Source organism: Variovorax paradoxus B4 (assembly GCF_000463015.1).
Taxonomy (GTDB): Bacteria; Pseudomonadota; Gammaproteobacteria; order Burkholderiales; family Burkholderiaceae_C; genus Variovorax; species Variovorax paradoxus_E.
This window is the reverse complement of sequence record NC_022234.1, coordinates 629915-655574: the sequence shown is the minus strand read 5'-3', so window position 1 is coordinate 655574 and position 25660 is coordinate 629915. Positions and strand designations below refer to the sequence as shown.

At 69.3% G+C, this 25660-nt stretch carries 16 protein-coding genes; 8 read left to right on the top strand and 8 right to left on the bottom strand.

Annotated features, from left to right (window positions below; all coding sequences use genetic code 11):
* Positions 1 to 2 precede the first annotated feature (2 nt).
* The 7 genes from sctJ to sctV form a co-directional block, all read right to left on the bottom strand.
* On the bottom strand, positions 3 to 809 hold the full coding sequence (gene sctJ, locus VAPA_RS30160; RefSeq protein WP_021004016.1) for a type III secretion system inner membrane ring lipoprotein SctJ: 807 nt from the start codon (positions 807 to 809) through the stop codon (positions 3 to 5).
* 7 nt (positions 810 to 816) lie between these two features.
* Positions 817 to 1230: a hypothetical protein gene (locus VAPA_RS30155; protein ID WP_021004015.1), complete on the bottom strand. Its 414-nt coding sequence runs from the start codon at positions 1228 to 1230 to the stop codon at positions 817 to 819.
* Between the two features lie 57 nt (positions 1231 to 1287).
* On the bottom strand, positions 1288 to 1494 hold the full coding sequence (locus tag VAPA_RS34660) for a hypothetical protein (protein ID WP_021004014.1): 207 nt from the start codon (positions 1492 to 1494) through the stop codon (positions 1288 to 1290).
* Positions 1495 to 1639: 145 nt separating this feature from the next.
* Entirely contained in the window at positions 1640 to 2818 is a 1179-nt protein-coding gene (locus tag VAPA_RS30150; RefSeq protein ID WP_021004013.1) for an FHA domain-containing protein, read from the bottom strand.
* Positions 2819 to 2820: 2 nt separating this feature from the next.
* Complete coding sequence (sctC, locus tag VAPA_RS30145; protein ID WP_230559107.1) at positions 2821 to 4599, bottom strand: type III secretion system outer membrane ring subunit SctC; 1779 nt, start codon at positions 4597 to 4599, stop codon at positions 2821 to 2823.
* Entirely contained in the window at positions 4596 to 4832 is a 237-nt protein-coding gene (locus VAPA_RS30140) for an EscS/YscS/HrcS family type III secretion system export apparatus protein (protein WP_021004011.1), read from the bottom strand. The genes sctC and VAPA_RS30140 overlap by 4 nt, the downstream gene beginning before the upstream one ends.
* A 44-nt stretch (positions 4833 to 4876) precedes the next feature.
* Positions 4877 to 6949 (bottom strand): type III secretion system export apparatus subunit SctV, encoded by a 2073-nt coding sequence (sctV, locus tag VAPA_RS30135; RefSeq protein ID WP_021004010.1) that lies wholly within the window; start codon positions 6947 to 6949, stop codon positions 4877 to 4879.
* A 312-nt stretch (positions 6950 to 7261) separates the two neighbouring features.
* On the opposite strand from sctV, the gene sctQ reads away from it, so the two are divergent.
* From sctQ to VAPA_RS30120, 3 genes are all read left to right on the top strand, one after another.
* A complete protein-coding gene (gene sctQ / locus VAPA_RS30130; protein ID WP_021004009.1) occupies positions 7262 to 8377 on the top strand; it encodes a type III secretion system cytoplasmic ring protein SctQ in 1116 nt (371 codons plus the stop codon).
* Positions 8378 to 8405: 28 nt separating this feature from the next.
* Positions 8406 to 9065, top strand: a complete 660-nt coding sequence (gene sctR / locus VAPA_RS30125; RefSeq protein ID WP_021004008.1) for a type III secretion system export apparatus subunit SctR — start codon at positions 8406 to 8408, stop codon at positions 9063 to 9065.
* Between the two features lie 253 nt (positions 9066 to 9318).
* Entirely contained in the window at positions 9319 to 19008 is a 9690-nt protein-coding gene (locus VAPA_RS30120) for a DUF4781 domain-containing protein (RefSeq protein WP_021004007.1), read from the top strand.
* Positions 19009 to 19050: 42 nt separating this feature from the next.
* On the opposite strand, the gene VAPA_RS30115 is transcribed toward VAPA_RS30120, so the two are convergent.
* A complete protein-coding gene (locus VAPA_RS30115) occupies positions 19051 to 19785 on the bottom strand; it encodes a helix-turn-helix transcriptional regulator (RefSeq protein WP_196232603.1) in 735 nt (244 codons plus the stop codon).
* Between the two features lie 310 nt (positions 19786 to 20095).
* Between VAPA_RS30115 and VAPA_RS30110 the strand changes: the two genes are divergently transcribed.
* The 5 genes from VAPA_RS30110 to VAPA_RS30090 are packed head-to-tail and all read left to right on the top strand — an operon-like array spanning position 20096 to position 25656.
* Positions 20096 to 21688, top strand: a complete 1593-nt coding sequence (locus VAPA_RS30110; protein ID WP_021004005.1) for an ABC transporter substrate-binding protein — start codon at positions 20096 to 20098, stop codon at positions 21686 to 21688.
* Positions 21685 to 22722: a M14 family metallopeptidase gene (locus tag VAPA_RS30105; protein ID WP_021004004.1), complete on the top strand. Its 1038-nt coding sequence runs from the start codon at positions 21685 to 21687 to the stop codon at positions 22720 to 22722. Before VAPA_RS30110 ends, VAPA_RS30105 begins: the two co-directional genes overlap by 4 nt.
* Before the next feature lie 38 nt (positions 22723 to 22760).
* Positions 22761 to 23738 (top strand): ABC transporter permease, encoded by a 978-nt coding sequence (locus tag VAPA_RS30100; protein ID WP_021004003.1) that lies wholly within the window; start codon positions 22761 to 22763, stop codon positions 23736 to 23738.
* Complete coding sequence (locus VAPA_RS30095; protein WP_021004002.1) at positions 23735 to 24646, top strand: ABC transporter permease; 912 nt, start codon at positions 23735 to 23737, stop codon at positions 24644 to 24646. The genes VAPA_RS30100 and VAPA_RS30095 overlap by 4 nt, the downstream gene beginning before the upstream one ends.
* Positions 24643 to 25656, top strand: a complete 1014-nt coding sequence (locus VAPA_RS30090; protein WP_021004001.1) for an ABC transporter ATP-binding protein — start codon at positions 24643 to 24645, stop codon at positions 25654 to 25656. Before VAPA_RS30095 ends, VAPA_RS30090 begins: the two co-directional genes overlap by 4 nt.
* Positions 25657 to 25660: the final 4 nt, after the last annotated feature.

Below are 25660 nucleotides of genomic sequence, written 5' to 3'. Positions count from 1 at the left end.
GATCAGCGCCTGAACACCTGGCGGCGCGTCCAGCTTCGCCAGTCCATGCCCTGGCGGCGCAGCAGCGCCGGCAGCACCATCAGGCAGACGGCGGCCAGCAGCAGCAGGCCCAGCAGCACCATCGCGGTCGAGACCGGGAACAGGCCCAGCACCATCGATCGCTGCCTGGCATCACTCGCGAGGGCGCCCGCCGGTGCCGCCGGGCGTCGTGCCTCGAACAGCGACAGCGACACCTGGTCGTGCGTCAGTCCCTCGATGCTGTGCGCCACCATGTCCTTCACGGCCGGCGCCAGCAGCCGGATGTCCACGTCCGGCCGGTGCTTGATAAACACCGCGGCCGACGAGGGCCGCATCTTCTCGCTCAGCGGATCGTTGGCCGGGATCACCACGTGCACCCGCGCGGACACCACGCCGTCCACGTTGCGCAGCGTCTGCGACAGCTCCTGCGAGACTGCATAGATGTAGCGCATGCGCTCCTCGGAGGGGGTGGACACCAGGCCCTGCTTCTGGAACACCTCGCCCATGGTGGCGAAGCGTTCGCGCGGCAGGCCCTGGGCACGCAGCACATCGAGCGCGGTGCCCATGCGGCTCTCGTCCACCTCGACCTGCCAGCTGCTGCCCTCCACACGGCTCTTGGCCGCCTCGATGCCTTCGGCCGACAGTGCGGTGACGATCTCGTTGGCCTCCTGCTCGTTGAGGTTGGAATAGAGGCCGACCTTGCAGCCGCCCAGTGCCATCAGCAGGGCCAGCGCCGCGAGCCAGCGGCCGCGGCGCGAAATGAATGAATGGGTGCGGGGCAGCAGGTTCACGGCATCCTCATTGCTGGTTCTTCAGCAAGGTGCCGAACAGGCTGGTGGCGGCGCTCGCCAGGCCCGTGGAAATGTGCATCTTCGCGAACATCATGTGGGCCTCCATCGCGTGGTCGGTCATCGCGAACATGGTCTTGATGGGGTCGGACATGTCGATCGACTCGAGCATGCTGTGGCGCATCTCCTCGTAGGAGCGCACGTTGCCCGAGAACTGGGCCGCGAGCGCCTTGGCGGCATCGCCGAGCGCGCTGGGCGCGGCCACCGCGGACGGCGGCGCCTGCACGCCCTGCATCATGTTGGCGAACATCCGGGTTTCGCCGGGATCGAGGCGCGAAGGGGCTCCGGCCTGCTGCTGCGCGGCGGGTCCGGACACGCCGGCCGGCTGCGCGCCTGCCGCGACCAGCGCGGTGGGATCGGTCATGGTTCACCTCCTTGGGGAAAAGGCCGCGCGATGCGCCAGGGCATCGCGCGGACCTGCTTACGAGGACTTGGCCGACTGGCGGATGTCGTTGCCGGTGGACTTGGCCACCTCGCCGCCGGCGGCGCTCGCACCATTGACCGTGTGCGCGGTGGATGCCGCGCCCTGGATGCTGGTGGAAGCGGCCATGCTGGCCGACATCAGCCGGGCGTTGTCGGCCGCGGCCTGGTTCATCTGCTGGATAGAGCTGTCAACTGCGCCTGCCATGTGTATCTCCTGGTCAAAAAGGATGATTTACGAGGGTAGAAGCGCTCCGTCCCGGCGGGACGGAGCCATTCCACGCGGCGCACGGATGCGGCGCCGCATGAAATCCGGGATGCGTGCGAGGAAGGCGTTGCCGATGGCCATGCCTTCACCTCGCGCGCCTGTTGCTGTCGGGCACGCCGCCGCTCAGGACCAGTCCGTCGGCGTCGATGCGCTTGAGCTCGGCGCCGGAGCGCAGCACCGAGCCTTCGTAGTACCGGCTGCCGTTGGACAGCTGGATGTGCCGCAGGCCGTTGCCGTCCTCGGTGATGCTCACCATGCGCGCCGGCAGCACGCTCTGCCAGCCGTCCCACTGCGCACGCAGGTCGGTGTCCTTGGCCTCGGCGACGGGCTTCTCGCGGTACTGGACCTTGTCGGAAACCAGCACCGAGGGGTGCAGGTCTTCGCTCAGCCGGCGGATCTTCTGGCGCACGGCCGCGTCTTCCACCGTGCCGGTGAGCAGCAGGCGGCCTTGCCCCGTGTAGGTGACCGCCACGCCGGGGTCGGCCACGTAGCGGCGCGCCTGCTCGACCATGTCCTCGGCCGAATGCACGTTGACGCTGACCTGGTTGCCGAAGGGCTCCATCGCCTGCTGCAGGGCCTCGCGGCGCTGCCTCGACTCCACGTAGCCCTTCACGCCGAGCCGCCCGCCCTGCGCGGCCACCACCTCCACCTCGGGGAAGGGCACGAGCGCCTTCTCCACCGCGGCCAGGTCCACGCGTGCGCTGCGCCGCGCGCCGGCGCCCGCGTCGCCGAGCGACACGGCGGCCAGGCCGACCAGCGCCAGCAGGGCCATCACAACGCCCGCCCAGTAGCCGAGGCGCCGCGACGAAACCGCCGACGGGTTCGCCTGCGCGCCCTCGCCGGGCTGCGTCTCGTGGTCCGGGGCGAACATGCGGTCCTCGCGTACATGGGCCGCGTAGCTGCGGTCGAGCTGGAAGTCGATCTGGCCCAGGCTCACGACATCGCCCGCGACCACGCTCCTGCGCGGCTGATGCATGTCCTCGCCGTTGAGCCGCGCCGAGGCCGTTCCCAGGCGCTGCATCGACACCACCAGTTCGCCGACGGTGAACGCCAGATGACGCGGCAGCACGTCGCCGCCCGGCAGCATCACTTCGCAGTCGCCCCCCGAGCCCAGCACGTTGAGCCCGGGCTTGAGCGCGATGGTGCGGCCCTTCACCGCGCCGCTGAGGAAGCGCAGGCACCAGCCGTCGCCGAGCGCCGCCCGGGCCGGCCCGGCCGCGGCCTGCGCTTCGCCGCCGGGGGAGATGTCGTCGGGATCGTGCACGCTCAGCCTCCCACTTCCGGCAAGGGCAAGGTCGGCACGTTCGCCGTGGCGCCGGGCAGCACCAGCCGCGGCGTCAGCAGGTAGAAGCGCTCCATGTTGGACTGCTTCTTCTCGGTCGACCTGAAGAGCCCGCCGACGCCGGGAATGTCCTTGAGCAGCGGCACGCCCGTGACGGCATTGCTCTTCTCCTCGGACGAATAGCCGGCGATCAGCAGGCTCGCGCCCTCCTCCACCAGCGCCTGCGTGTTGACGGTTCGGCGGCGCACGATCGGGATCTTGTCGACCGACATCGGGCTGAGATCGCCATCGACGATGTCGATGGACATCATCACGCCTCGGGAAGCCTTCTCGTCGATGACCAGCGGCGTCACGCGCACGGCAGTGCCGGCCGTGATGCTGAACAGGCCCGCGTCCTGGAAGCCGTCCACCCGCACATAGAACTCGCTGAGGTTCTCCAGCACGGCCTCCGTGTTGTCCAGCGTCATCACCTTCGGACGGGCCACGAAGTTCGCACTGCCGTTGGTGGCCAGCGCGGTCACGCGGGCCAGCAGGTAGTTGCGCGCGCTGTTGCCGATGGCGGCGGTGAACATGCCACCCAGCGGCGTGAGCGGATTGCCCGAGCCGTCGGCGCTGCCGATCTGCCCGGCCTCGCTGCCCGAGCCGCCCCAGGTCAACTGGCCGCGATCGCCGCGGCCCGTCTGGAAGTCCGCATGCCGGCCATGCAGGCGCCAGTCGATGCCCAGGCTGTTGAGCGTGTCGGAGCTGATGTCCATGATGGTCACCTCGATCTCGACCAGCCGCGGCCGCACGTCCATCGATTCGATCAGCTTCGCGTACTGGGCCATCCTGTCGGGCATGTCGCGCACCAGCACCGCGTTCATGCGCGTGTCGGCCTGGAACTGGGGCAGTTCGCCGCCGGGGAGGTTCGAGATGCCGCCCTGCGCGACAGCATCGCCGCCGGCCCCGGCGATCTCCACCTTGGGGGCGTTGATGGTCTCGCCGCTGCGCAGCTTGATCTGCCGGTTCGGCCCCAGCGACATGCCGCCGCTCATGCCCCGGGCACCGGGGCTGCCCGCGGGCGAATTCCCGTTGCCGCGGCCGTAGAGGCTGCGCAGCACATTGGCCACGCCGGGGATGACCGTGTCCTTGCCGGAGCGGTTGATCCGGAAGTCCGACGCCCAGGCGTAGCGCAGCGGAAAGAGCCGGATCTCGGCGCCCTCGGCCATCGCGCTCTTCTGGTCCGCGAGCTTCACCGCCTGGCGCACCATTTCCACGTAGCGGCGCGGCCCGGTCACGTACACGCTGGCGTCGCGCTCGCTGATGCTCAGCGGATAGCGCTCGTCGGAGATGTGCAGGCGCACCAGCGTCTCGGCGATGCGCCCCGCGTTCTCGGCCGCGATGGGCAGCACTTCACTCTTCGCGTCGGCGGCCAGGTCGACGAACAGGAAGGCGCCGTCGAAGTACCAGGTCAGCCCGTTGACCGCGCACACGCTGTTGAGCGTCGTCAGCGCCGAGCCGGCGAACTTGCCGCTGATGGCGCCGACCACCTTGGGGTCGATCACCGCCGTGACGTTCTGCGACGAAGCCAGCTCGCGCAGGAAGTCGGCCAGTGGCTTCTCGTTGGCGACGATCTGGAACGGCCGGTTGCTCCAGCGCAGCTCGGCCGCGTGGGCCGGCGACGGTGCGGCCAGCAGCACCAGCGCGGCGCAGCCCCACAGCGCGAGGCTGCGTCGGCACAAGGCTTTCAGGTGCGGGACGCGCATGTCGAGGACGCTCTTCACGGCAGGGAGCTCAGTGTCTGCATGGCGCGCTCGGCGAAGCGCATCACGTCGCGCCCCATCCAGCCCGCGGTGGCGATGATCGCGACCATCACTGCGATCATGCGGATCGACTGGCCGATGCTCTGGTCCTGCACCTGCGTCACGGCCTGCAGCACCGCCACCACCGGCAACGAGATCCACAGCACGAGGAGCAGGCCTTCGCGCGTGATGTCCAGGATGTTCTGCGGAGTCATGGCGTTCTTCTTGCGGTATGCCTTCGAAGGCAATGGGATGTTCATCAATGGGCCTGCGGATTGGTGACCCAGCCCACCGGCTGCAGGGCCACGTCTTCATCGACTTCCTGGTAGGACAGCACCGGCAGCAGCGGCGCCACCGGCTCGATCAGCGTCTTGATGTACCGGCGCACGTCCGAGGAGGCGATGGCCACCACGCGTGTCGCGGCCGAGCCGAGGATGCGGCGCACCTGCTCGCGGATGTCCTGCGCGACGGCCGGGCTGAGCAGCAGCAGGTTGCCGCGCGGCGAGCGCTCGATGGCGTTCTGCACGCGCTCCAGCAGGCTGGACTCGAACAGGATGGCCTCGAGCTGGCGGTTCGGTCCCACGTAGCGGCTGGTGATGTAGCGCCCGAGGTCGATGCGCACCAGCTCGGTCAGCGCGATCGCGTCCTGCTCCTTCGGCGCCCAGGTCGCCAGGCATTCGAAGATCGCGTGCAGGTTGCGGATCGGGATGCCTTCCTGCAGCAGCCGGCGCAGCACCTCGGCGATGCGCTGGCCCGAAGCCACGCGCGACACCTCGGCCGCGAGCTCGGGCGCATCGCGCTGCACCGAGTGCAGCAGGCGCTGCACCTCCTGCAGGCCGATGAGTTCGCGCACATTGCGGCGCACCGCGTGGTCCAGGTGCAGGCCGACCACTTCCTCGTTGTTCCAGCTCTTGAAGCCGGCCGCCTCGTCCGGCACCCAGACCACCCGCGCAAAGGGACCGAAGGGATCGACCACTTCGGCGCCGGCCGGCGGCGCGGCGGCCTCGGCCGGATCGAGCATGCGCCACCCGGGCCTGAGCGTGCCCTGTGTCACTGCAACGTCGTGCACGAGCACCTGATACTCGTGCTCGGCGAGGCCATCGGCGTACGCGAGCTGCAGGCGCGGAAACACCGGGCCGAGATCCGACTCGACCGAGGTCTTCACCCTGGCCAGATGCAGGTCGAGCGCATGGCGGTCGACGCCGCCGCGCAGGCCGCTGGACAGCCGCACCGCCAGCGGCGCGGCAATGGCGTGATCGCCGTCGCTGTCCTCCTGGTCGGCCTCTTCGCGGTGCGAGATCCAGCCCGGGGTCTGGTTCTTCCGGCGCCGCATGCGCACCGCGAAGCCCAAGCCCAGCAGCACCGCCGCAAGCAGGCCGAACACCCACTTCGGAAAGCCCGGCACGACCAGGAAGCTCGCGACTGCGAGGCCCGCGATGATCAGCGCACGCGGGTGCGCCATGAGCTGCTGCCCGATCTGGTTGGCCAGCTGCGTGTCGCGGCGCTCGCCGGTGCTCACGCGCGTGATGACGATGCCGGCCGCGATCGACACCAGCAGCGATGGGATCTGCGAGACCATGCCATCGCCCACCGTGAGGATCGCGTAGCGCTGCAGCGCACCGCCCAGGCTCATCTCGTGCATCATCGTTCCGATGGCGATGCCCGCGAGGATGTTGACCAGCGCGATCACGATGCTCGCGATGGCGTCGCCCTTGACGAACTTCATCGCACCATCCATCGCCCCGTGGAGCTGGCACTCCTGCTCCAGCATCTGGCGGCGCTTTTGCGCCTGCGCGGAGGACAGCACGCCAGCGCGCACGTCCGCGTCGATGCTCATCTGCTTGCCCGGCATCGCATCGAGCGCGAAGCGCGCCGCCACCTCGGCCACCCGCTCGGAACCCTTCGCAATCACGATGAACTGCACGATCGCGATGATCAGGAACACGACGCCGCCGACCACCACGTTGTTGCCGACGATCAGCTTGCCGAAGGTGTCGATGATGTGGCCCGCATGGGCATGCAGCAGGATCAGCTTCGTCGATGCGATGTTGAGCGCAAGGCGAAACAGCGTGGTGAACAGCAGCAGCGACGGGAAGGTCGACAGCGACAGTGCCGAAGGCACGTACATCGCCACGATCAGCAGCACCAGACTGATGGCGAGGTTGCTCGCGATCAGCAGGTCGAGCAGCGCCGTCGGCAGCGGCAGCACGAAGAGCGCGACGATCACCACCAGCAGGCCCGCGAGCAGCAGGTCGTTGTAGCGGCCCGCGCTGCCCAGCAGGTCGCGCACGCCGCCACGGTAGGTTGAGAAGGATCGCGGAGAACTCGCCATGGCGTCTTTGTCTTGCGGGTGTTGCGAAGTGCCGGACGATGCCCTCTGCATCGCATCGCTTCGTTGTCGGTCGCGAGGAATGCCGCGACGCGACGGACTCTATGCGCCGCCATCCATTCGCGGCAACCACGAGTTCTCGTAGATGGCCGCCGTGTGTGGCGTGCGCGGCACTACGTGTTTGCGGACTACCTTCGAGCAACGCGTCTGGCTAAGCTGCCGGTCCCGATGCGAACCGACTCGCGTTGCTTCAAGGCATGAAGAAGGTGACAAAAAGTAGAGCCGACCGCTTCCGCGTGTTGAACGAAAGCGCGCATGCCCGCCGCAGGCGCTGATGCAGTGACGGAACTCGGCGAAGCACGCGCATTGCCGCGTGCCGATGCCGCGAACGTGCGCGCGCTCAATCGCCTGTATGGTGCGGCGCCGCTGCCCGACATGACGGCTGCGCGCGGCGTGCGCTACCGCATCCGCTGGCACCACGACACGGCTTTCGCGCGCACGGCGCGAGAAAGTTTCCGCTTCAGGCTCGGTGCACATGTCGGCCATCTCGCGATGGACGCGCCGAGCCTTCAGACGCTGCTGGGCGAGCGCCGCATCGACCTGCTGCCGCGCGACCTGCGCTACATCCTGCTCGCCGATGCGCTGCATCCGCTGATCGACGCACTCGAGAAGGCACTGCGTCTTCATTTCGAATGGCAACCCTCCGAAGCGCAAGCGCGCGAGTCCCACGAACGCGGCCTGCAGGCAGCGCTGCTGCAGTGCGATCCCGAACGCGCCGCCTTCTTCGTTGCCATTCCCCTGGAAGGCAGCGCCGTGCTGCGCGGCTTCGTGCAGTTCGAGGATGCCGCCACGCTGGACGCGCTGGTGCCGGCGGGCCCCGCTTCACGGCACAACGCGCACGCGGACCATGCGTTCGACGCGCTGCGCCTGCCCGTGAGCTTTCGCCTCGGCAGCACGCCGATCCGTCTGGGCGAGGTCGGCAGCATCCGTCCCGGCGACATCATCGGCATCGAGCAATGGAGTTCCTCGGGAGCCGCCATCGTGGTCGCGGCCGAGCTGGGAGGCCCCGCGGGGCGACATCTTTCCGCCTTCGCCGAAGGCTCGCGCATCACCGTTCAGCAATCGAGAGACAGTGCCATGAAGCCAGACATACCCGCCCTCGCGACCGATACCGCGGACAACGCCAACCTGCCGATCGACCGTCTCGATGCGCTGGAGGTCACGCTGCGCTTCGAGGTCGGCGACCTCTGCGTGTCGCTCGGCGAATTGAAGAACATCCGCGCCGGGCATGTCTTCGACCTGAGCCAACCACTCAACCGCAGCCCGGTGCGCATCCTTGCGCATGGCAACGTGTTGGGCAAGGGCTATCTCGTCGCGGTGGGCGACCGTCTGGGCGTGCGCGTGTCGGAGTTCGCGCCGGGCGAAGTCTGAAGGCGGACCCCGCACCCGGGCCACACCCATGCAAGGCGGACTACCCGAACCCCTCACCCTGGTCGCGCTCATCGTCGCCTTCGGCATCGCGCCGTTCGTGGCGCTGATGGTGACGAGCTACACCAAGCTGGTCATCGTGTTCGGCCTGCTGCGCACCGCACTGGGCCTGCAGCAGACACCGCCCAACATGGTGCTCAACGGCATCGCGATCATCCTGTCCGTCTACATCATGGCGCCGGTGGGCATGGACATCGGCGATGCATTGCGCGGCCGCAGCTTCGGCGCCAAGGGCGAAGGACTTGGCGACATCATGGCCGTCATCGATGCGGCCAAGGCGCCGGTGAAGGAGTTCCTGCAGAAGCACACGCACGAGCGCGAACGGCAGTTCTTTCTGAAGTCGGCCGCCAACATCTGGCCGAAGGCGCGCGCCGAGCAGCTGAAGGACGACGACTTCATGGTGCTGGTGCCTAGCTTCACGCTCAGCGAGCTCACGCGCGCCTTCCAGATCGGCTTCATCATCTACCTGGTGTTCGTCGTGGTCGACCTGATCGTCGCGACGGTGCTGCTGGCACTGGGCATGTCGATGATCTCGCCCACCACCATCTCCCTGCCGTTCAAGCTGCTCCTGTTCGTGATGCTCGACGGCTGGACGCGACTGGTACACGGGCTGGTGCTGTCGTACCGATGAGCTCGCGGCGGCCCATGATTCTTCGGCCGCGGCAGGCATTGCGCGGCCCTGCGGAGCCACGCCATGGCGCGCACCCGTCTACGAGAACTCGTTGTTGCCCGCACGCGGGGATGCCACTTAGAGTTCGCGCGGCATCGGGGCCGGCCGGGCCGTTCCGTGCGCCCTTCTTTCAATCTGCAGCTTCATCCGGGGTCTTATGGTTCTAGCAATCAGCAGCGATGGGTCGGGATCGAAATCCGCCGCACAGGCAGCGATGGATGCCTTGGCGGCCGCCAGGGCTGCCGAAGAGCTGCGGCGCCAGGCGGAAGCCGCGGCGAAGCGGGCGGCCGAAGAGGCGCGGCGGCAGGCCGAGGAAGCACGCAAGCAGGCCGAAGCGGCGCGCCGCAAAGCGGAGGAAGCGCGCAAGGCCGCTGAAGCCGCCGAGGCCAAGGCCGAGAAAAGCAAGGCCGAAGCCGATCAGCAGGAAGCCACCAAGGCGCGCAGCGCCAGCGACGCGGCCGAGCGCGATGCGCTCAAGCAGGAAGCGGCAAGCAACCTCAAGGACAAGCAGTCCACACTCGCGGACGCGAAGCTCGACGAGATCCGGCAGCGCCGTGCGGACAACAACCCCTCGGAGGCCACGCGCGCCGCGCAGGGCAAGGTCGACGCGGCGCAGAAGATGAATGTCATCTTCGAGCCGCCGGCCAACCAGCCCAAGGGCCAGGCCCCTGCGACCAGCCCGGGCACCCAAGCCCTGCTCGAGAAGGCGCAGACCGCCGCCAAGCCGGTGTTCAAGGCGCAGGCGAACGGCGGCGACGGCACCAGGGAACAGAAGACCGCGGTCGACACCGCCATGACAGACTGGCTGCAGGCCGCCGAGCAGGACATGCGCAAGGCCAGCCTCAGGGCGATCGCCGAAGGCAAGGACCCGAACGACGCCATCGACAAGGTGACGGCCGACGCTCACGCCGCGCTCGACAAGGGCGGCGTGTTCGACCCGAAGAGCATCGGCAAATACATCGACAAGGCGCGCGACGGCGTGCGCGCGGACTCGCCCGAAGTGCGCCAGTTGCGCGGCGAACAGTACGACGCCGGTCAGGCCGGTAAGGCGCAAGTGGCCGACGCGCGCAGCCGCGCCCAGGACGCCGATGCGGCCGCCACCAAGGCCGAAAAATACGCCGCAGGTTTCAGCACCGACGGTGGCCGCAACGACACGCTCGTCACCGCGAAGCAGAACGCCCAGGCCGAGGCCGAGCGCCTGCGCGCCGTGGCCAACCGCGCCAAGTCCGAACTCCAGAGCGCCGAGAATGCCTTCGGCACCACCGATCCGTCGGACCCGCAGAACCCGAAGACCAACACCCTCGGCACGGTCGATGCCGACTACAACGCGCGCGTCGCCGACGCAGAGGTCAAGGAGTTCAGCTTCAAGTACGACCAGGCGGTGGCCGGCGGCGATGCCAAGGAGATCCAGAAGGCCGACGCGGCCTTGCGCGATGCGCAGCAGGGCCAGCGCTACATGCACGCGCTGAGCGACGACCTCGACGCTAAGCTCGGGGCCAGCGACGCCGAGAACGCAAAGACCGACGCCGAAGGCGCATGGAATGCGGCATCGCTGCAGCGCCCCGCCCGCGTCACGGTGACCGAGCACGACGGCGACAAGACCACGACGCGGAACATCGATCCCGACGGCTACGATCCCGCGTTCTGGGCCAAGCCCGGCAGCGAGGAAGGCAAGAAGGTCCGCAACATCGACGGCAAATACTTCTACGTCGACGGCGACAAGAAGACCGAACTCGATCCGCTGACCGCCGCGCTGTACGCCGCGAACGACAAGCGCGATGCCGCCAAGGCCCGCAGCGACCAGACCACGACCACGCTGAACGCGGTCAAGGACGACCTCTTCGGCGGCGCCGACGGTAGCCGCGCCAAGCTCGACGCGACCGGCTATCTCGATCGCGCGGACAAGATCAACCAGGGGCTGACCGACGCCAACAGCGCCGTCGCCAACGCCAAGCCTCAGGACCTGGGCCGGGCGCTCGAGCAGCAGCGCGCCGCGCAGGCTGACGCCAATGCGCTGAAGGCCATGCAGGACCTGCGTGCGGCCGAACGCGACCAGGCCGCGGGCAAGACCGTGGACGGCGGCAAGCTCGAGGACCTGCGCGTCGCGGCGCGCGAGGCCCAGCGCCAGGCCGACGCCGCGCAGCCGAAGCTCTCGGGCGACGACGAGAAGAAGATGCGCGAGACGCAGCTGCCCGCGGCGCAGGAGGCCTACGACAAGAAGGCCGCGGAAGTGAAGACGCTCACCGCGCCCGGCAGCAAGGCCACCGAGGCCGAGCAGCAGAAGGCGCTCGACGAACTCGACGCGCTGGACCTCGCCAAGCGCGACATCGAGACCCAGCTCGGTCAGATCGATGCCGAACGCGCCTGGTATGCCGCGCGCTACCAGTACGACCGCACGAGCTTCGCCAAGCCGCAGCTGACGATGTTCATGAACGGCGACAAGTCGACGACCGGCGACGTCTACCCGAAGAACTACGACCCGACCTGGAACATCAAGCGCGGCGAGGACGGCAAGGTCAGTGCCGAGGGCCTGCCGCGCGGCCTCTCGCCCGACGACATCGAAGTGCGCGCGGACGGCAAGGGAGGCTACGACGTCACGATCAAGAAGGACTCGAAGGTCTTCGGCTGGCAGAAGTCCGACCAGGGCCAGATGGTCGACTTCTCGGTGCGCGCCGGCACCTACAAGATGAACCCGGCCACGGCCGCGCGGTGGAAGACCTCCGAGTTCGGCGACGGCGGCCTCGCCAAGGCGCGCAGCGCCCGCGCCGACGTCGAGAAGCGCCTGGCGCAGGCCGCGGCCGACGCGCCGCCGCAGCCCGGCGCGCAGCCGGCGCCCGGGCCCGACGGCAAGCCCGCGCCCACGCTGAACTTCGGCGACGACCTCGCGCCGCGCAAGAAGACGGTGGACCAGAACCTCACGGACGCGATCAAGGCGCGCGACAAGGCGCAGGACGCCTACGACGCAGGCACCGGCGACCGCACCGCGCTGGGCAATGACCTCGACGACGCCAAGGCGCGCGTCACCATCGCCCAGAACGAACAGGCCGCGGTCGACGCCGCGATCACCTGGCAAGAGGCCAACCACGCGCGCCAGCGCATCGAAGCCGACAAGCGCGCGGGCCGCGCGCAGATGTGCTACGCCACCTCGCCGCAGCAGACCGCCGACGATGCACGCGACAGGGCCGACGCCGCCCGAAAGGACTGGCTCAGCTCGGTCAACAAGTTCCACGCCGACGCCGCGGCGCGCGATCTCGCCGCCGCGAAGTCTGCGCACGAGAAATGGAAGAGCGCCAACCCCGGCCTGGCCGAGACCGGCAGCGACACCTGGAAGAAGCTGCAGGCGGCGCAGACCCAGTCGGACACGGCCGTGCGCTACCAGGCCGCCGGCGCACGCGACAACGCCTACGCGCAGCAGCAGAGCTTCACCATCCAGAACCTGCCGTTCAGCCAGCGCGACGACAAGCGCGCACTCTATCGGCTGTTCGAGCAGAACCCTCAGGTGATGGCGCAGGCCATCATGAACGACCAGTTCGTGCAGTACGGCGGCGGCCCGATCGCCATGAAGGGCCGCACGCAGATCGAGAACGAGATCGGCCTGGCGCTCGGCTGGAACCCCGACCGCTCGCTCGATGCCGCGACGCCGGCCGACAGCGAGCGCCTCCGGCAGAACCAGCGCCTCTTTGGCAACCTCGGCGACGCGCAGAAGGACCTGCTCTCGAAGATGGTCGACAAGGTGGTGGAAGTCGGCGGCGAGCACGCGCGCGTGACCGTGCTGCCCGTCGTCTACGCGCTCGACAGCGACGACGGCGGCATCATCAAGACGGCGATCTTCAAGGTGGAGAGCAAGGACAAGCCCGGCGAGACCCAGCTCGTCGACGAACAGGCCTGGACCTACAAGGACCTCACGGACTACCGCGCCAACAACAGCCTGCCGGTCGAGGGCGTGAAGCTCGTCACGCCCGAGGACGCCAGCTACTCGCTCGACGCCAACGGCAACGTCAAGCTCTTCGCCGGCGACGCGCGCACCGAGACCGGGTGGCAGACCTTCCGGCGCGAGAAACACCTGGACATGGTGGTCGCCGGCGTCGGCCTGGTGGCTGGCGTGGCGCTGACGGTCGGCTCCTTCGGCACGCTCGCGGCGCCTGGCGTCATGCTGGCTGCCGGCGCGCTCACCGTGCTCGCGGCGGGCTACGGCGTCGCGACCTCGGTCGAGGACCTGAACAAGCTCAGCACGCACGGCCAGAGCATCAATCCGGCGAACAGCGAGCAGGCGCGCATGGATTGGCTGAACCTCGGTCTCTCGACGGTCAGCGTGCCGGTGGTGGGCGCCTCCACGCGCGCCACCATGGCCGCGCTGCGCGCGGGCCGGGCCGCCAAGGCGGCCACGGCCGCGGAAGCCGCCGGCGACGCCGTGACGGCACAGGCACGCGCGGCCGACTTCGCGCGCTACGCGCAGACCGCCCAGGCCTGGGGCAAGCCCGCGGCGATGGCCTCCAAGCCGCTCGGCCTCGGCAGTGCTTACGCCACCGGAGAAGGCGTGCACTCGCTGGTGAAGAACTGGGACCAGATGACCCCGGCCGAGCGCGAGCAGCAGATCATGATGCTCGGCGTCAACGCCGCGGGCTTTGCCTCGCCGATCTTCGCCAAGGGCTACGTGCGCGTGCACAACGCGATCAAGCCGCCGCCCGCGAACACCGCGCGGCCGGCGGACGCAACGACGACGCCCGACGCGCTCACGCCGTTCCGCGAAGCGCCACGCATGAGCGTCGCGTGGCCGTCGACGCCGCGTGCGGTGCCCGCCGACGTGGCCGGTCCGGCGGCGCTGCCGTCCATCGTGACCGATGTCTCGTTCAACCCGGTCATGACCTCGGTGCGGCGCGCGGGCGATACCGCCGATGCCCCGGGGACCGCGCGCGCACCGACGGGCGCACGCAGTCCCCAGGAAAAACGCACGAGCCCGGGCTCGAACATTGCGGAAGACGCACCGCGCGCCAATGCCCCCTTCGTGCGCTCGGCGCAACGCATCGAGCTGGAGCACAACGCAGGCACAAAGGATCTGGTGAGCGTGAAGTCCACGCCGGCATCGCCCGCCAAGGGTGATGAGGGCAGCTTCGCCGTCTACAGGCCGGCGCAGGACCCCGAGCTCGGCGGGCCCACGAGCTATCCGCTGCCGGCGACCCGCCGTCTCGGCACCACGAACTGGTCGGATTCGCTGCTGACCGTGTTCGCTGCCGGCGGCGAAGCCGAGGGCGTGCGCTACTACCTCTATCCGCGCACCCATGACGACAGCGGCATCATCCTCGCCGCTCACCGCGACGGCTTGCCTGCCGGCACGGACAGCCCGAGTGCCGCGCAGCGCGCCAGCGACCATGCAAGGGGCGAAGCCAGCGGCGACTTCTCCAGTGTCCTGCCCACTCACTACGCCACCCTCGACGAAGCGCTCGCGGCGGTGCAGCCCCAGGGCTGGGTCTCGCTGGGCGACGAGATCGCGATCGTGGACGCGGCAAGCATCGCGCCGGACGGCAGCGTCCCGCCCGAAGCCGTGCTGGCCACCGTGAAAGTCGACCCCGCACAAGGCGGCCCCGCGAAGGCCACGCAGATCACCGCCCATCCGGACAGGCCCGCCCTGCGCATCGCCTATCCCGAGGGCTATGCGCCGGGCCAGCCGCTGATCTACACCAGTGCCAGCGGCCGGCGCGTCGACCTGCTCAACACGCAGTCCGGCCGAAGCGAGATGGGGATCAACGCCTTCCGCCGCCGCGTGGCCGACCTCGAGATCTTCGCGCCGGGCGAGCGCACGGTGCGCCGCAGCGACGGCCAGCCCGCGAGCGAGGCGGTCCCCATTCCCGAGGGCTATTTCGCGGTCAACGGCCACGGGCTCGAAGGCATGATGAACGACGCAAACGGCAATCCGCTCACGGCCGAGGGGCTGGCGCGAGCCATCGTCGCGCACGAGAACTATCGCGGCCAGCCGGTACTGATGCTGTCGTGCCTCAGCGGAGACGGCGCGGTGCCGCTGGCGCAGCGCCTGGCCACGCTGCTCGGCCACGACGTGTACGCGGCAACCGAGTCGGTCGTGATGACCAACCGCGACCAGAACGCGCCGGGCTCCGTCTACACCCGGAGCATCTCCCTGAGCGACGAAGGCAGCTCCTACAACGCAGGCGCGCTCAAGGCCGAGCCGATGCAGTCGCTGCCCATCGTCGGAATCCGCGAGAACGGGCGCACCGTCTACGACGACATCCCGGTGCAGGGCCCGCCGGTCTACGCGCGCTTTCGCCCGGGCCTGCCGATCGAGCCGGCCGCTGCGCAACCCGTGGCGCCGCGCGCCGCATCCGCCGTGCCGGAGCCGCCGCGCGCGGCACGACCGATCGCTCCCGAGCGGCCCCGCACGGCCGGCGCCGGCCGCGGCGACACCGACACGCCCTCCGTCAAGACGGGTGGCCTGCCATGGGGCCCCGTCGCCACCGGCGTGGATGCGCATGGCACGCCCCTGGCGCCGACCACGCTCGGCACCGGACGCAGCTGGTTGCAGGTCGCGCTGCGCGGCGACAGGCTCGTTGCGTTCCACCAGCGCGCGAGCGAGCCCGGATCTGGGCTGCGCCCGTTGCAACCCTCGCCCGATGAAGCCGCGGTGACGACCCGCATCACCGAGGACCCCGCCGCGGGTTCGAACGTGCGCTTCGCGGTCCATCCGATGGCGCCGGGCGAGATCATGTATGGCGGCACCGGCGTGCGCGCCAAGCGCAACAACACCTTCGGGACCTTCGCGGAGGCCTCCGCCGCGGCGCAGCAGAGAGGCGGCGCCTGGGTGTACCGCATCCATCCCGACGGCAGCATGGCGCCGCTGACGAAGCGCGGCCGCGCGGCGCCCGAGGAGATCATGGGTTCGGTGCACGTCGGCGCGGACGGACAGCCGATGCCCATCGGCATTCCGAACGTGCATTCGGCCGCATGGCGCGAGGGTGCGTCCGCACCGGCGGCACCGAGCACGGCCGCCGCCAACCACCAGGCCGGCGAATCCACGGGGCTCGCGATGCTCGAACCCGACATGGACGCACTGCTCGAAGGGCCGAGCGACTACACCAAGCCACGCCCCGCCTATGCCGGCCCGGCAACGCTGCGCGAACTCCAGACAAGCAAAGCCGCGGCCACTCCCGAGGACATCGAGCAGACGCTCTACCTCGCAAGCGCCGGCTCGCCGGACGGCCATGCCGCGCGCGACATTCCGCTGCGCACGCGCTTCATGCAATGGGCACGCGGCCAGGCGCCTTCGTTCATCGGCGCACCAGACTTCATCGGCGGGCGCTACGTCCTTGCGAAGGACGCGGCCAGCCTCAACCAGGGCGCGCCCGATGCCACCTTCGCGCTGCTCGACCGCTCGCATGTGTACTCCAGCTTCGAGACTGCGCGCGCGGCGGCGGCCGCGCAGGCGAACACCGAAGGCAGCGGCCTCGTGGGCGTGGTGCGGCTGATCGGCCCGAAGACCGAGATGGCGCAGGTCGCGGCCACCGGACGCTTCACCCAGGCGCAGTTCGACGGCATCGTCGGCGTGCGCCCCGACGGCGCAGTACACCCGGTCAGCATCAGCAACCGGCAGGCTGCGCATGCGCCGAAGCCCGGCGAGGTCTTCGTCGATCCGCACAAGACGATGGAGACGAACGACCAGGTGATGTCGCCGGCGCAGAAGAGACGGATCTTCGCCAAGTCGGTCGGCTACATGATCGGCACCGGCGCGGCCTTCTACGGTGCGGTCCGCCTCGGGGGCGGGGCACTGGGCCTGAACATGACCAACCCGGCGCTCGGCGTCGCCGGCGCGTCACTGGGCGGCTACGTCGGTGCGCGCGCCGTGTTCCTTCGCTACGCCTACGAAGCCTTCTTCTACCGCGGCAGCATCGCGGGCCTGAAGCAGGGCGGCAAGATCCGGCTGCAGAAGTACCTCAACCCCAAGGACCAGGACACCTTCGCGCTGATCGGCAACATCGCCGACCCGGCCAAGCGCGAGGCCTCGCTGTTCCAGCTCAAGAGCCAGCTCGACAGCTGGCACGCGGCGCGGCGCGGCATCCAGGGCCGCAGCGACTATGGCGAAGCGCTGAAGGTGCTGGCGAGGAACCCCGACGACGCCACAGCTCTCGACACGCTCTACAAGGGCGCCATCGAACGCAGCGCGCGCCCGGTGATCGGCAAGCGCGGCCTGTTCAACCGCATTCCGCCCGCGCTTCGCAACGACTACGCCCAGGCGCTGAAGGCCTTCAACGCCAACCCCCGCGACGCCGAAGCCGCGGCGCTGCTGATGACCGCCCCTGAAGTGGGACGCGGCACCCAGCATGCGGGCGCCGTGCGCGGGCGCCTGCTGCGCAACGTGCCGGGCGCGGACCGCGCACGCTACCGCGACGCGGTTCAGACCTTGGCGAGCAAGAACGGCGACGTCAACGCCGCGCTCAGGACGCTGGAGGACATTCCGCTCGACACGGTCGCGCGCCAGACCACGGGAGCCCGCGGCGCATTCCGCGGCATTCCGAAGGCCGACCGCCAGACCATCGCGATGGCGGCGGAAACACTGCGCGTCAACCCGTCGGACGCACGCTCGCGCGCGGTGCTGGACCAGAGCCCCGGCAAGCTCACGTCGCCGAACTCGCCGGTGGGCCGCACGCTGTTCGGGGCGCGCGTGCTGAGCTTCGGGCTGAGCCACTCGGCAGGCACGCGGCTGTACCTGAACCCCTTCTTCGACGCGCCGAGCCACCAGTGGACCTGGGACATCACCACGCTCGACGGCGTGCGCCAGTGGATCAGCAACGAAGGCAGCCTGCACTATGCCGTGGGCAACGCCACCGGCCTCGGCGCCAGCGTGGCGAACCGCTATGCCTCGATCGCGCAGGCACGCAGCGGGCATGTCATGAGCGAGCGCGGATCGACCGATGCCCCCGCGCCCGAGGCCGGCCAGGCGCCGCCGCCCAAGGCCACCACGCCGCCGCTCGACAAGAACGGCAATCCGCTGCCGGTCTACAAGGCCACCAACGGCTACTCGTGGTTCAGGCGCGTCCTCATCGGCCTGGGCAACCCGAAGGCCGTCACGCACGACGGCGTCGCACCTGACGGCGGCCCGATGGTCAAGCGCACCTTCACGCAGCGCCTGGCGCAGTTCTCGTCGTGGGGCGACTCCAGCGGAACGATCGGGCTGACGATCTCCGACAGCATCCAGGCCTACATGTACATCCGCGGCGGCCAATGGGATCTCGCGACACCGCAGCTGCTGAAGGTGGCGAGCGACGTGGGCATCTTCCGCGGCACGCAGAAGGACTATCTGGACGAGTACCGCTCGAACCGGCAGATGGGCCCGATGGTCTACCACTCGCGCCTGACCAACTACTTCAATGCCCCGCTCGGCGAGGCCAGGACGAGCCCGACCGAGACCTCGCACGGCTGGATCCGCCGCGGCGCGCCGCCGCTGGTGCTGCTGGGCGTGGCCGTCGCCGCACGGGTGGCCGCCGAGGAATGGTCGATGCACGAGAAGAACAAGAAGCCGCAGCAGAACCAGCCGGCTCCTGCCCCCACACCGACCCCCACGCCGACGCAGACACCGACACCTTTGCCCACCCCTTCGGCGACGACCACGCCGGTGCCGGGCCCGTCCCCTACCCCGACGTTCACTCCGACACCAATACCCAGGTCGACGGCAACACCCAACCCGACACCGAACCCGAAGCCAACGCCTCCTCAGCATGGTGGCGTGCGCTTCATCGTCGATACGATGCAACCCTCGGCCGTCGAGCTCCAGGCGATGCTCGATGCGGGCCATGCGCAAGACCCGCAGCAGCCCGTCAACCCGGCGCTGTCTGACTTCCTCAACGTCGACCCGGGCCACGCCCAGCGCACGAAAGCCGCGGAGGTACTTCTCGCCTGACGTGGACGCGACCCGTGCGGGGTCGTGCGGCGCCGTGGGGCGTCAGTCGACGATGCCGTTCCTCGCCGCCGGCGGTTGCAGCGCATCGAGCGCCGACAGCCGCCGGTACTCGCTCGGCGCCACCGCGTAGGTGCTCATGAAGGTCTTGTGCAGGTGGCTCTGGTCACTGAAGCCGGCTGCATGCGCCGCATAGGTCACGCGCGCGCCGCCGGCCATGAGGTCGCGCGCGTATTCGATGCGGTGCCCGACCAGCAGCTCGTGCGGCGTGAAGCCCCAGGCATCCTTGAAGCGGCGATGCAGATGGATCGGGTGCCAGTTGACCGCCTCGGCAAGGTCGTCGAGCGTCAGGCGTTGCTGGAAGCCCGTGGCGATCAGGCCGTAGGAGCGGCGCAGGCGATCGTCCGCCTCGCCTGACTCGGCCGCCTTGCCGGCTTGCAGCGGAATCCACTGCGCGAGCAGGCGGCGCACCAGCGCACGCGCCGCGACGCCCGCATCCTCGCGGCCCGTGCCCGCGATCTCGTGCAGCAGCCGGTGGCACTGCGCAAACTCGCGCCCCCAGGGCTCGCACGCGAACACCGAGACCGGTGCAGGCTCGGGCCCGGGCCCATCGTCGTCCGCCTCGGGCACCGGGTTCACGCAGCGCGCCACCGCCACGCTGCAATACATCGCGTCCTCCCGCCACGGCGTGCCTCGCGCCTTGATCGAATGCCAGACCTGCGGACCGATGCGCAGCAGAGCACCGGGCGGCACCACCGTGACGCCGGTGCTGGTTTGCACATGCAACTCGGTGTCGGAAACCGACAACGTGTAGCCACCATGCCGGTGCGCCCGGATCTCTCGTTGAACGAATCGGTTGGCCGTGAATTGCAGGCCGGCCAGTTCTTTGTCACGCCAGTAGGAAGATGCAAGAAGTTCCATGGAAGCTAAGAATCTACATGGCGGAAAAGCCGCCGCTTGCTAATGTCCCGGCATCGATTTGCGCCCACGGATCCAACGATTCAAGCGCATGAATGTGTGTCGATGGCGGGCTGGATTCTATGAATCCGCATCCGTTACGACAACCGGAATTCCAACGGAGACAGAGCCCATGAGACCGACCCTGAGTCACTGGCGCGCGCTGCTGTGCGGCGCGCTTCTCGCATGCCTTGCATGCCTTTCGAATGCGCAGGAACTGCGCATCGGTTTGAGCAGCAATCCCTCGTCGGTCGATCCGCATTTCGTCAACAACGATGCGATCAGCGCGGTGGTGAGCCATGCCTACGAAACCCTCGTCGCGCTCGATGCCGATGCACGCCTGACGCCCGCGCTCGCGACCGCGTGGCGCGCGATCAACGACACCACCTGGGAGTTCAAGCTGCGCGACGGCGTGAAGTTCCACGACGGCAGCCCTCTGACCGCGCAGGACGTGGTGTTCTCGCTCGAGCGGCCCGCGAACATCGTCAACAGTCCGAGTTCGTTCGCTGCCTACACGCGGGCCATCACGGGCAAGAAGGTGGTCGATCGCCTCACCGTGCAGCTGACGACCGCCACGCCGGCGCCGCTGCTGCCGAACGACCTCACGCGCATCTTCATCGTCTCGAGGAAATCGGCCGAGAAGGCCAACAGCGACGACTTCAACCAGGCGAAGGTGCAGGCCGGCACCGGCCCCTTCAGGCTCGTGAAATTCACGCCTGGCACCGGCGTGCAGTTCACGCGCTTCGACGGGTACTGGGGCGCGAAGCCGACGTGGTCCGGCATCACGCTGCGCGCCCTGCCGGCCGAATCGGCGCGCATGTCGGCGCTGCTTTCGGGCGACGTGGATCTGGTCGAGAACGTGCAGGCCAACCTGGTCTCCCAGTTCCGCCAGAACAGGAACCTGAGCGTCTTCACCAAGGTGTCGAGCCGCGTGATGTTCCTCTACACCGACCATCGCGAGAGCTCGCCCTTCGTCACCGACAAGGACGGCAAGCCGCTGGAGCGCAATCCGCTGAAGGACGCACGCGTGCGACAGGCGATCTCCCGCCTGATCGATCGCAGTGTGCTGGCCGATCGCGTGCTCGACCAGCTCGGCGTGCCCACCGGCAACCTGGCCGCGGGCGGCATGTTCGGGTTCAACCCCGAACTCAAGCCCGACACCGTCGACGTGCAGGGCGCACGGCAATTGCTCGCCGAGGCGGGCTATCCCGCCGGCTTCGGCCTCACGCTGTTCGGGCCGAACGACCGCTACGTCAACGACAAGCAGGTCGCGCAGGCCATCGGCCAGATGCTCACCCGCGGCGGCATCGTGACCAAGGTGCAGGTCTCGCCGATGGCGACCTACGTCGGGCGTGCCTCGAAGAAGGAACTGGGCTTCGGCCTGCTCGGCTGGGGCGTGGGCGGTGGCGAGCCCTCGGGCGCGCTGCGCGGCCTGCTCGCCACGCCCGACAAGGAGCGCGGCATGGGCGCGACCAACTGGAGCAGCTACAGCAACCCGCAGTTCGATGCGCTGCTGAACGAAGCGCTCAACACCGTCGACGACGCCAGGCGCGAAGCCCTGCTGCAGAAGGCCACCGCGCTCGCGCTGAAGAAGGACTGCGCGATCATTCCGCTTTACCACCAGGTCTCGACCTGGGCAACGCGCAAGGGCCTCACGATGGTGCCGCGCGTCGACGAGTTCACGCTGGCCCAGCAGGTCCGTGCCGAGGCGGAGGACCGCAAGTGAGCGACCTGTCCGATCTGTCCGACCTGCCGCAGGTGATCGACCACCTGCCGCCCGCGTTCCTCGGCGCTTCGGCCCGCACGCTGCACGAGGTGCTGCCGGCCCCGACGCTGATCCACCTGCCCGGCGCGCAGCCGCGGCCGGTGTTCGTCTCGGTGCTGCTGCACGGCAACGAGGACGTGGGCCTGCTCGCGCTGCAATCGGTGCTCGCGAAATACGGCGACCGGCCGCTGCCGCGCGCCCTCTCGATCTTCGTCGGCAACGTGGAGGCCGCACGCGCCGGTGTGCGCCGCCTGGAAGACCAGCCGGACTACAACCGCATCTGGCCGAGCGCCGCGCCGGCCACGCCGCACCAGCGCATGGCGGCGCGCGTGATGGAAGCGATGCGCGCGCGCGAAGTCTTCCTGGCCATCGACCTGCACAACAACTCGGGGCGCAATCCGCTGTATTCCTGCCTGAGCGCGACCGGCGCCGAGCACCTGCGGCTCGCGCGCATGTTCTCGCCGCTGGCCGTGCTCATCCAGGCGCCGCAGTCGCTGGGCGCCGCGTTCACGCCGATCTGCCCGACGGTGTGCTGCGAATGCGGGGAGATCGGCAACGCCGAAGGCGTGGCCCAGGCCGCGACGCTGATCGAGCGCTGCCTCGCCGACGACTTCGGCGACGGCACGGCGCACGACGACGTGAAGGCGCTCGACATCTTCCAGGCCTTCGCGATGCTCAAGGTCGCCGAAGGCCTCACGCTGAGCTGCGACGGCGGGGCCGCAGACCTGCAACTGCCGCCGGAGCTCGAGTCCTTCAACTTCCGCACGCTCGAGCCCGGCCACGTGATCGCCACCACGCTGTCGCATCCCGAAGCAGAGCCACTTCGCGCCTACCGGCTCGACGGTGAAGCGATCGCAGGCATGCTGGTGCGCAACGGATCCGAAGTCTGCCTATCGACGCATGCGGTCGCCGCGATGTTCACCCGCGACCTGCGCGCCATCCGCCAGGACTGCCTCGGCTACCTGATGCAGCGCGTGCCCGCGCACGCACTCTAGGGCCGGGCCCGGCACGCAACCCTCACGACGGAACCTTCATGCTGGTTTATATGATTCGCCGCCTGGCGCAGAGCGTCGGCGTGCTGCTGGCGATGTCGATGCTGGTCTTCGCCAGCGTCTACCTGATCGGCAATCCCGCCGACATCCTGATCAGCATGGACGCCGATCAGGCCGAGCGCGCACGTCTGGTGCAGGCCATGGGCCTGGACCAGGCGCTGCCGCTGCAGTACTGGAACTTCCTGTTGCATGCGCTGCACGGCGACCTGGGCAACTCCTTCGTCCACGGCGTGCCCGCGATCACGCTGGTGTTCGAGCGGCTGCCCGCCACGCTCGAACTGGCCTGCGTCGCGATGCTGATCGCCATCGCACTGGGCGTGCCGCTGGGCCTGTGGGCCGGCCTGCGGCCGCATTCGTGGGTCGGCAAGGGCATCATGACCGGCTCGATCCTGGGCTTCTCGCTGCCGACCTTCTGGGTCGGCCTGATGCTCATCGTCGTGTTCGCGGTGCAGCTGGCATGGCTGCCCGCCGGCGGGCGCGGTCCGACGCGCGAGGTGCTGGGACTCTCGCTGTCGGTCTTCAGCCTCGAGGGCTGGAGGCACCTGCTGCTGCCCGCGGTGAACCTCGCGCTCTTCAAGCTCGCGCTGGTGACGCGGCTCACGCGGGCCAGCACGCACGAGGCCCTGACGCAAGACTACGTCAAGTTCGCGCGCGCCAAGGGCCTCTCGCCGGCGCGCGTGGTGGGCGTGCATGTGCTCAAGAACATCCTCGTGCCGATCGTGACGGTGGTGGCGCTGGAGTTCGGCGCGCTGGTCGCGTTCGCTGCCGTGACCGAGACCATCTTCGTGTGGCCCGGCGCGGGCAAACTGATCATCGAGTCGATCGGCTCGTTGGACCGCCCGGTCATCGTCGCCTACCTGCTGGTGGTGGTGTCGATGTTCACCTTGCTCAACCTGCTCGTGGACATCGCGTACTCGAGCCTCGACCCGCGCGTGCGGCTCGATGAACAAAGCGCATGACGACCATGTTCGAAGAAGACGAATCCCCCTTGCGCCGCCTGCTGCGGCAGTACGCCCGCTCCAGGCTCGCCGTGCTCGGCGCGGCCGTGCTGCTGGCGTTGATGCTCGCCGCGCTGTTCGCACCCCTGCTCGCGCCGCAGAATCCGTACGACCTCGCGCAGCTCGACATCCTCGACTCGCGGCTGCCGCCGGGCTCGCACAGCGGCGACGATGCCGCCGGCCACGGCAGGCTCTACCTGCTGGGCACCGACGACCAGGGCCGCGACATGCTCTCGGGCATGCTCTACGGGCTGCGCATCTCGCTGGGCATCGGCGTGGTGGCGACGCTCGCGGCACTGTCGCTGGGCGCCACGCTGGGCCTGCTCGCGGCCTATGCGGGCGGGCGGCTCGATGCGCTGCTCATGCGCATCGTCGACATCCAGCTGTCGTTCCCCGCGATCCTGGTGGCGCTGGTGCTGGTCACGCTGCTCAAGCCGGGCGTCGGCAATGTCGCCATCGCGCTGGTGGCGGTGCAATGGGCCTACTACGCGCGCACGGTGCGCGCCGCGGCACTCGTCGAGCGCCGCAAGGAATACATCGAGGCGGCGCAGGGCCTGGCCCTGAGCGACGCGCGCATCGTCCTGCGGCACCTGCTGCCCAACTGCCTGCCGCCGGTGATCGTGGTGGCCGCGCTGCAGGTGGCCAACGCGATCTCGCTGGAGGCCACGCTGTCCTTCCTGGGGCTGGGCGTGCCGATCACCGAGCCCTCGCTCGGCCTGCTGATCGCCAACGGCCAGCAATACCTGCTGGCGGGAAAGTACTGGATGTCGCTCTACCCCGGCGTCCTGCTGCTTCTCACGATCCTCGCCATCAACCTCGTGGCCGACCAGCTGCGGGACGTGTCGAACCCGAGGCTGCAGAAGCAATGACGACCGCATCTCAACCCGTGCTGCTCGTCGAGGGCCTGAAGACGCAGTTCGCCACCCGCGCGGGCATCGTGAAGGCCGTGGACGACGTGTCGTTCTCGATCGAGCGCGGCCAGATCATGGGCCTGGTCGGCGAGTCGGGCTCGGGCAAGTCGATGACGGGCTACTCGCTCATCGGGCTGATCGACCCGCCGGGCCAGGTGGTCGCGGGCCGCCTGCGCCTCGCGCCGCGCACCGGGGAGGTGCTCGACCTGCGGCGCCTGTCGCCGCGCGCGCTGCAGGGCGTGCGCGGCAACCGCATCGCGATGATCTTCCAGGATCCGATGATGACGCTGAACCCGGTGCTGCGCATCGACACGCAGATGATCGAGGCGGTGCGCGCGCACCACCGGGTCAGCGAGCGCGTGGCGCGCGAACGCGCTGCTGCCGCGCTGGCGAAGGTCGGCATTCCGTCGCCGCACGAGCGTCTGCTGGCCTATCCGCACCAGTTCTCGGGCGGCATGCGCCAGCGCGTGGCGATCGCGATCGCGCTGCTCAACGAGCCCGACCTGATCATCGCGGACGAGCCGACCACCGCGCTCGACGTCACGGTACAGGGCCAGATCCTCGCGCAGATGCAGGGCCTGTGCCGCGCATCGGGCACGGCGCTGATCTGGATCTCGCACGACCTGTCGGTGGTGGCGGGGCTGGCCGACACGGTCTCCGTGATGTATGCCGGGCGCATCGTCGAGCAGGGCCCGGTGGCGGAGGTGCTCGATCGGCCGCGCCACCCGTACACGCGCGGGCTGATCGCGAGCGCGCCTTCGCGCAACCCGCGCGGCCGCCCGCTGCAGCAGATTCCCGGCATGACGCCCTCGCTGCTCGCACTGCCGCAGGGTTGCGCATTCCAGGCGCGCTGCGCCAGCGCGAATGCCGTCTGCCGCAACGAGCCGCCGCTGGTGGCGCTCGACGGCCGCCGGCTGCGCTGCTTCCACCCGACTCCCCTGCCCTCCTCCTGCACGATCGCGAACTGACACC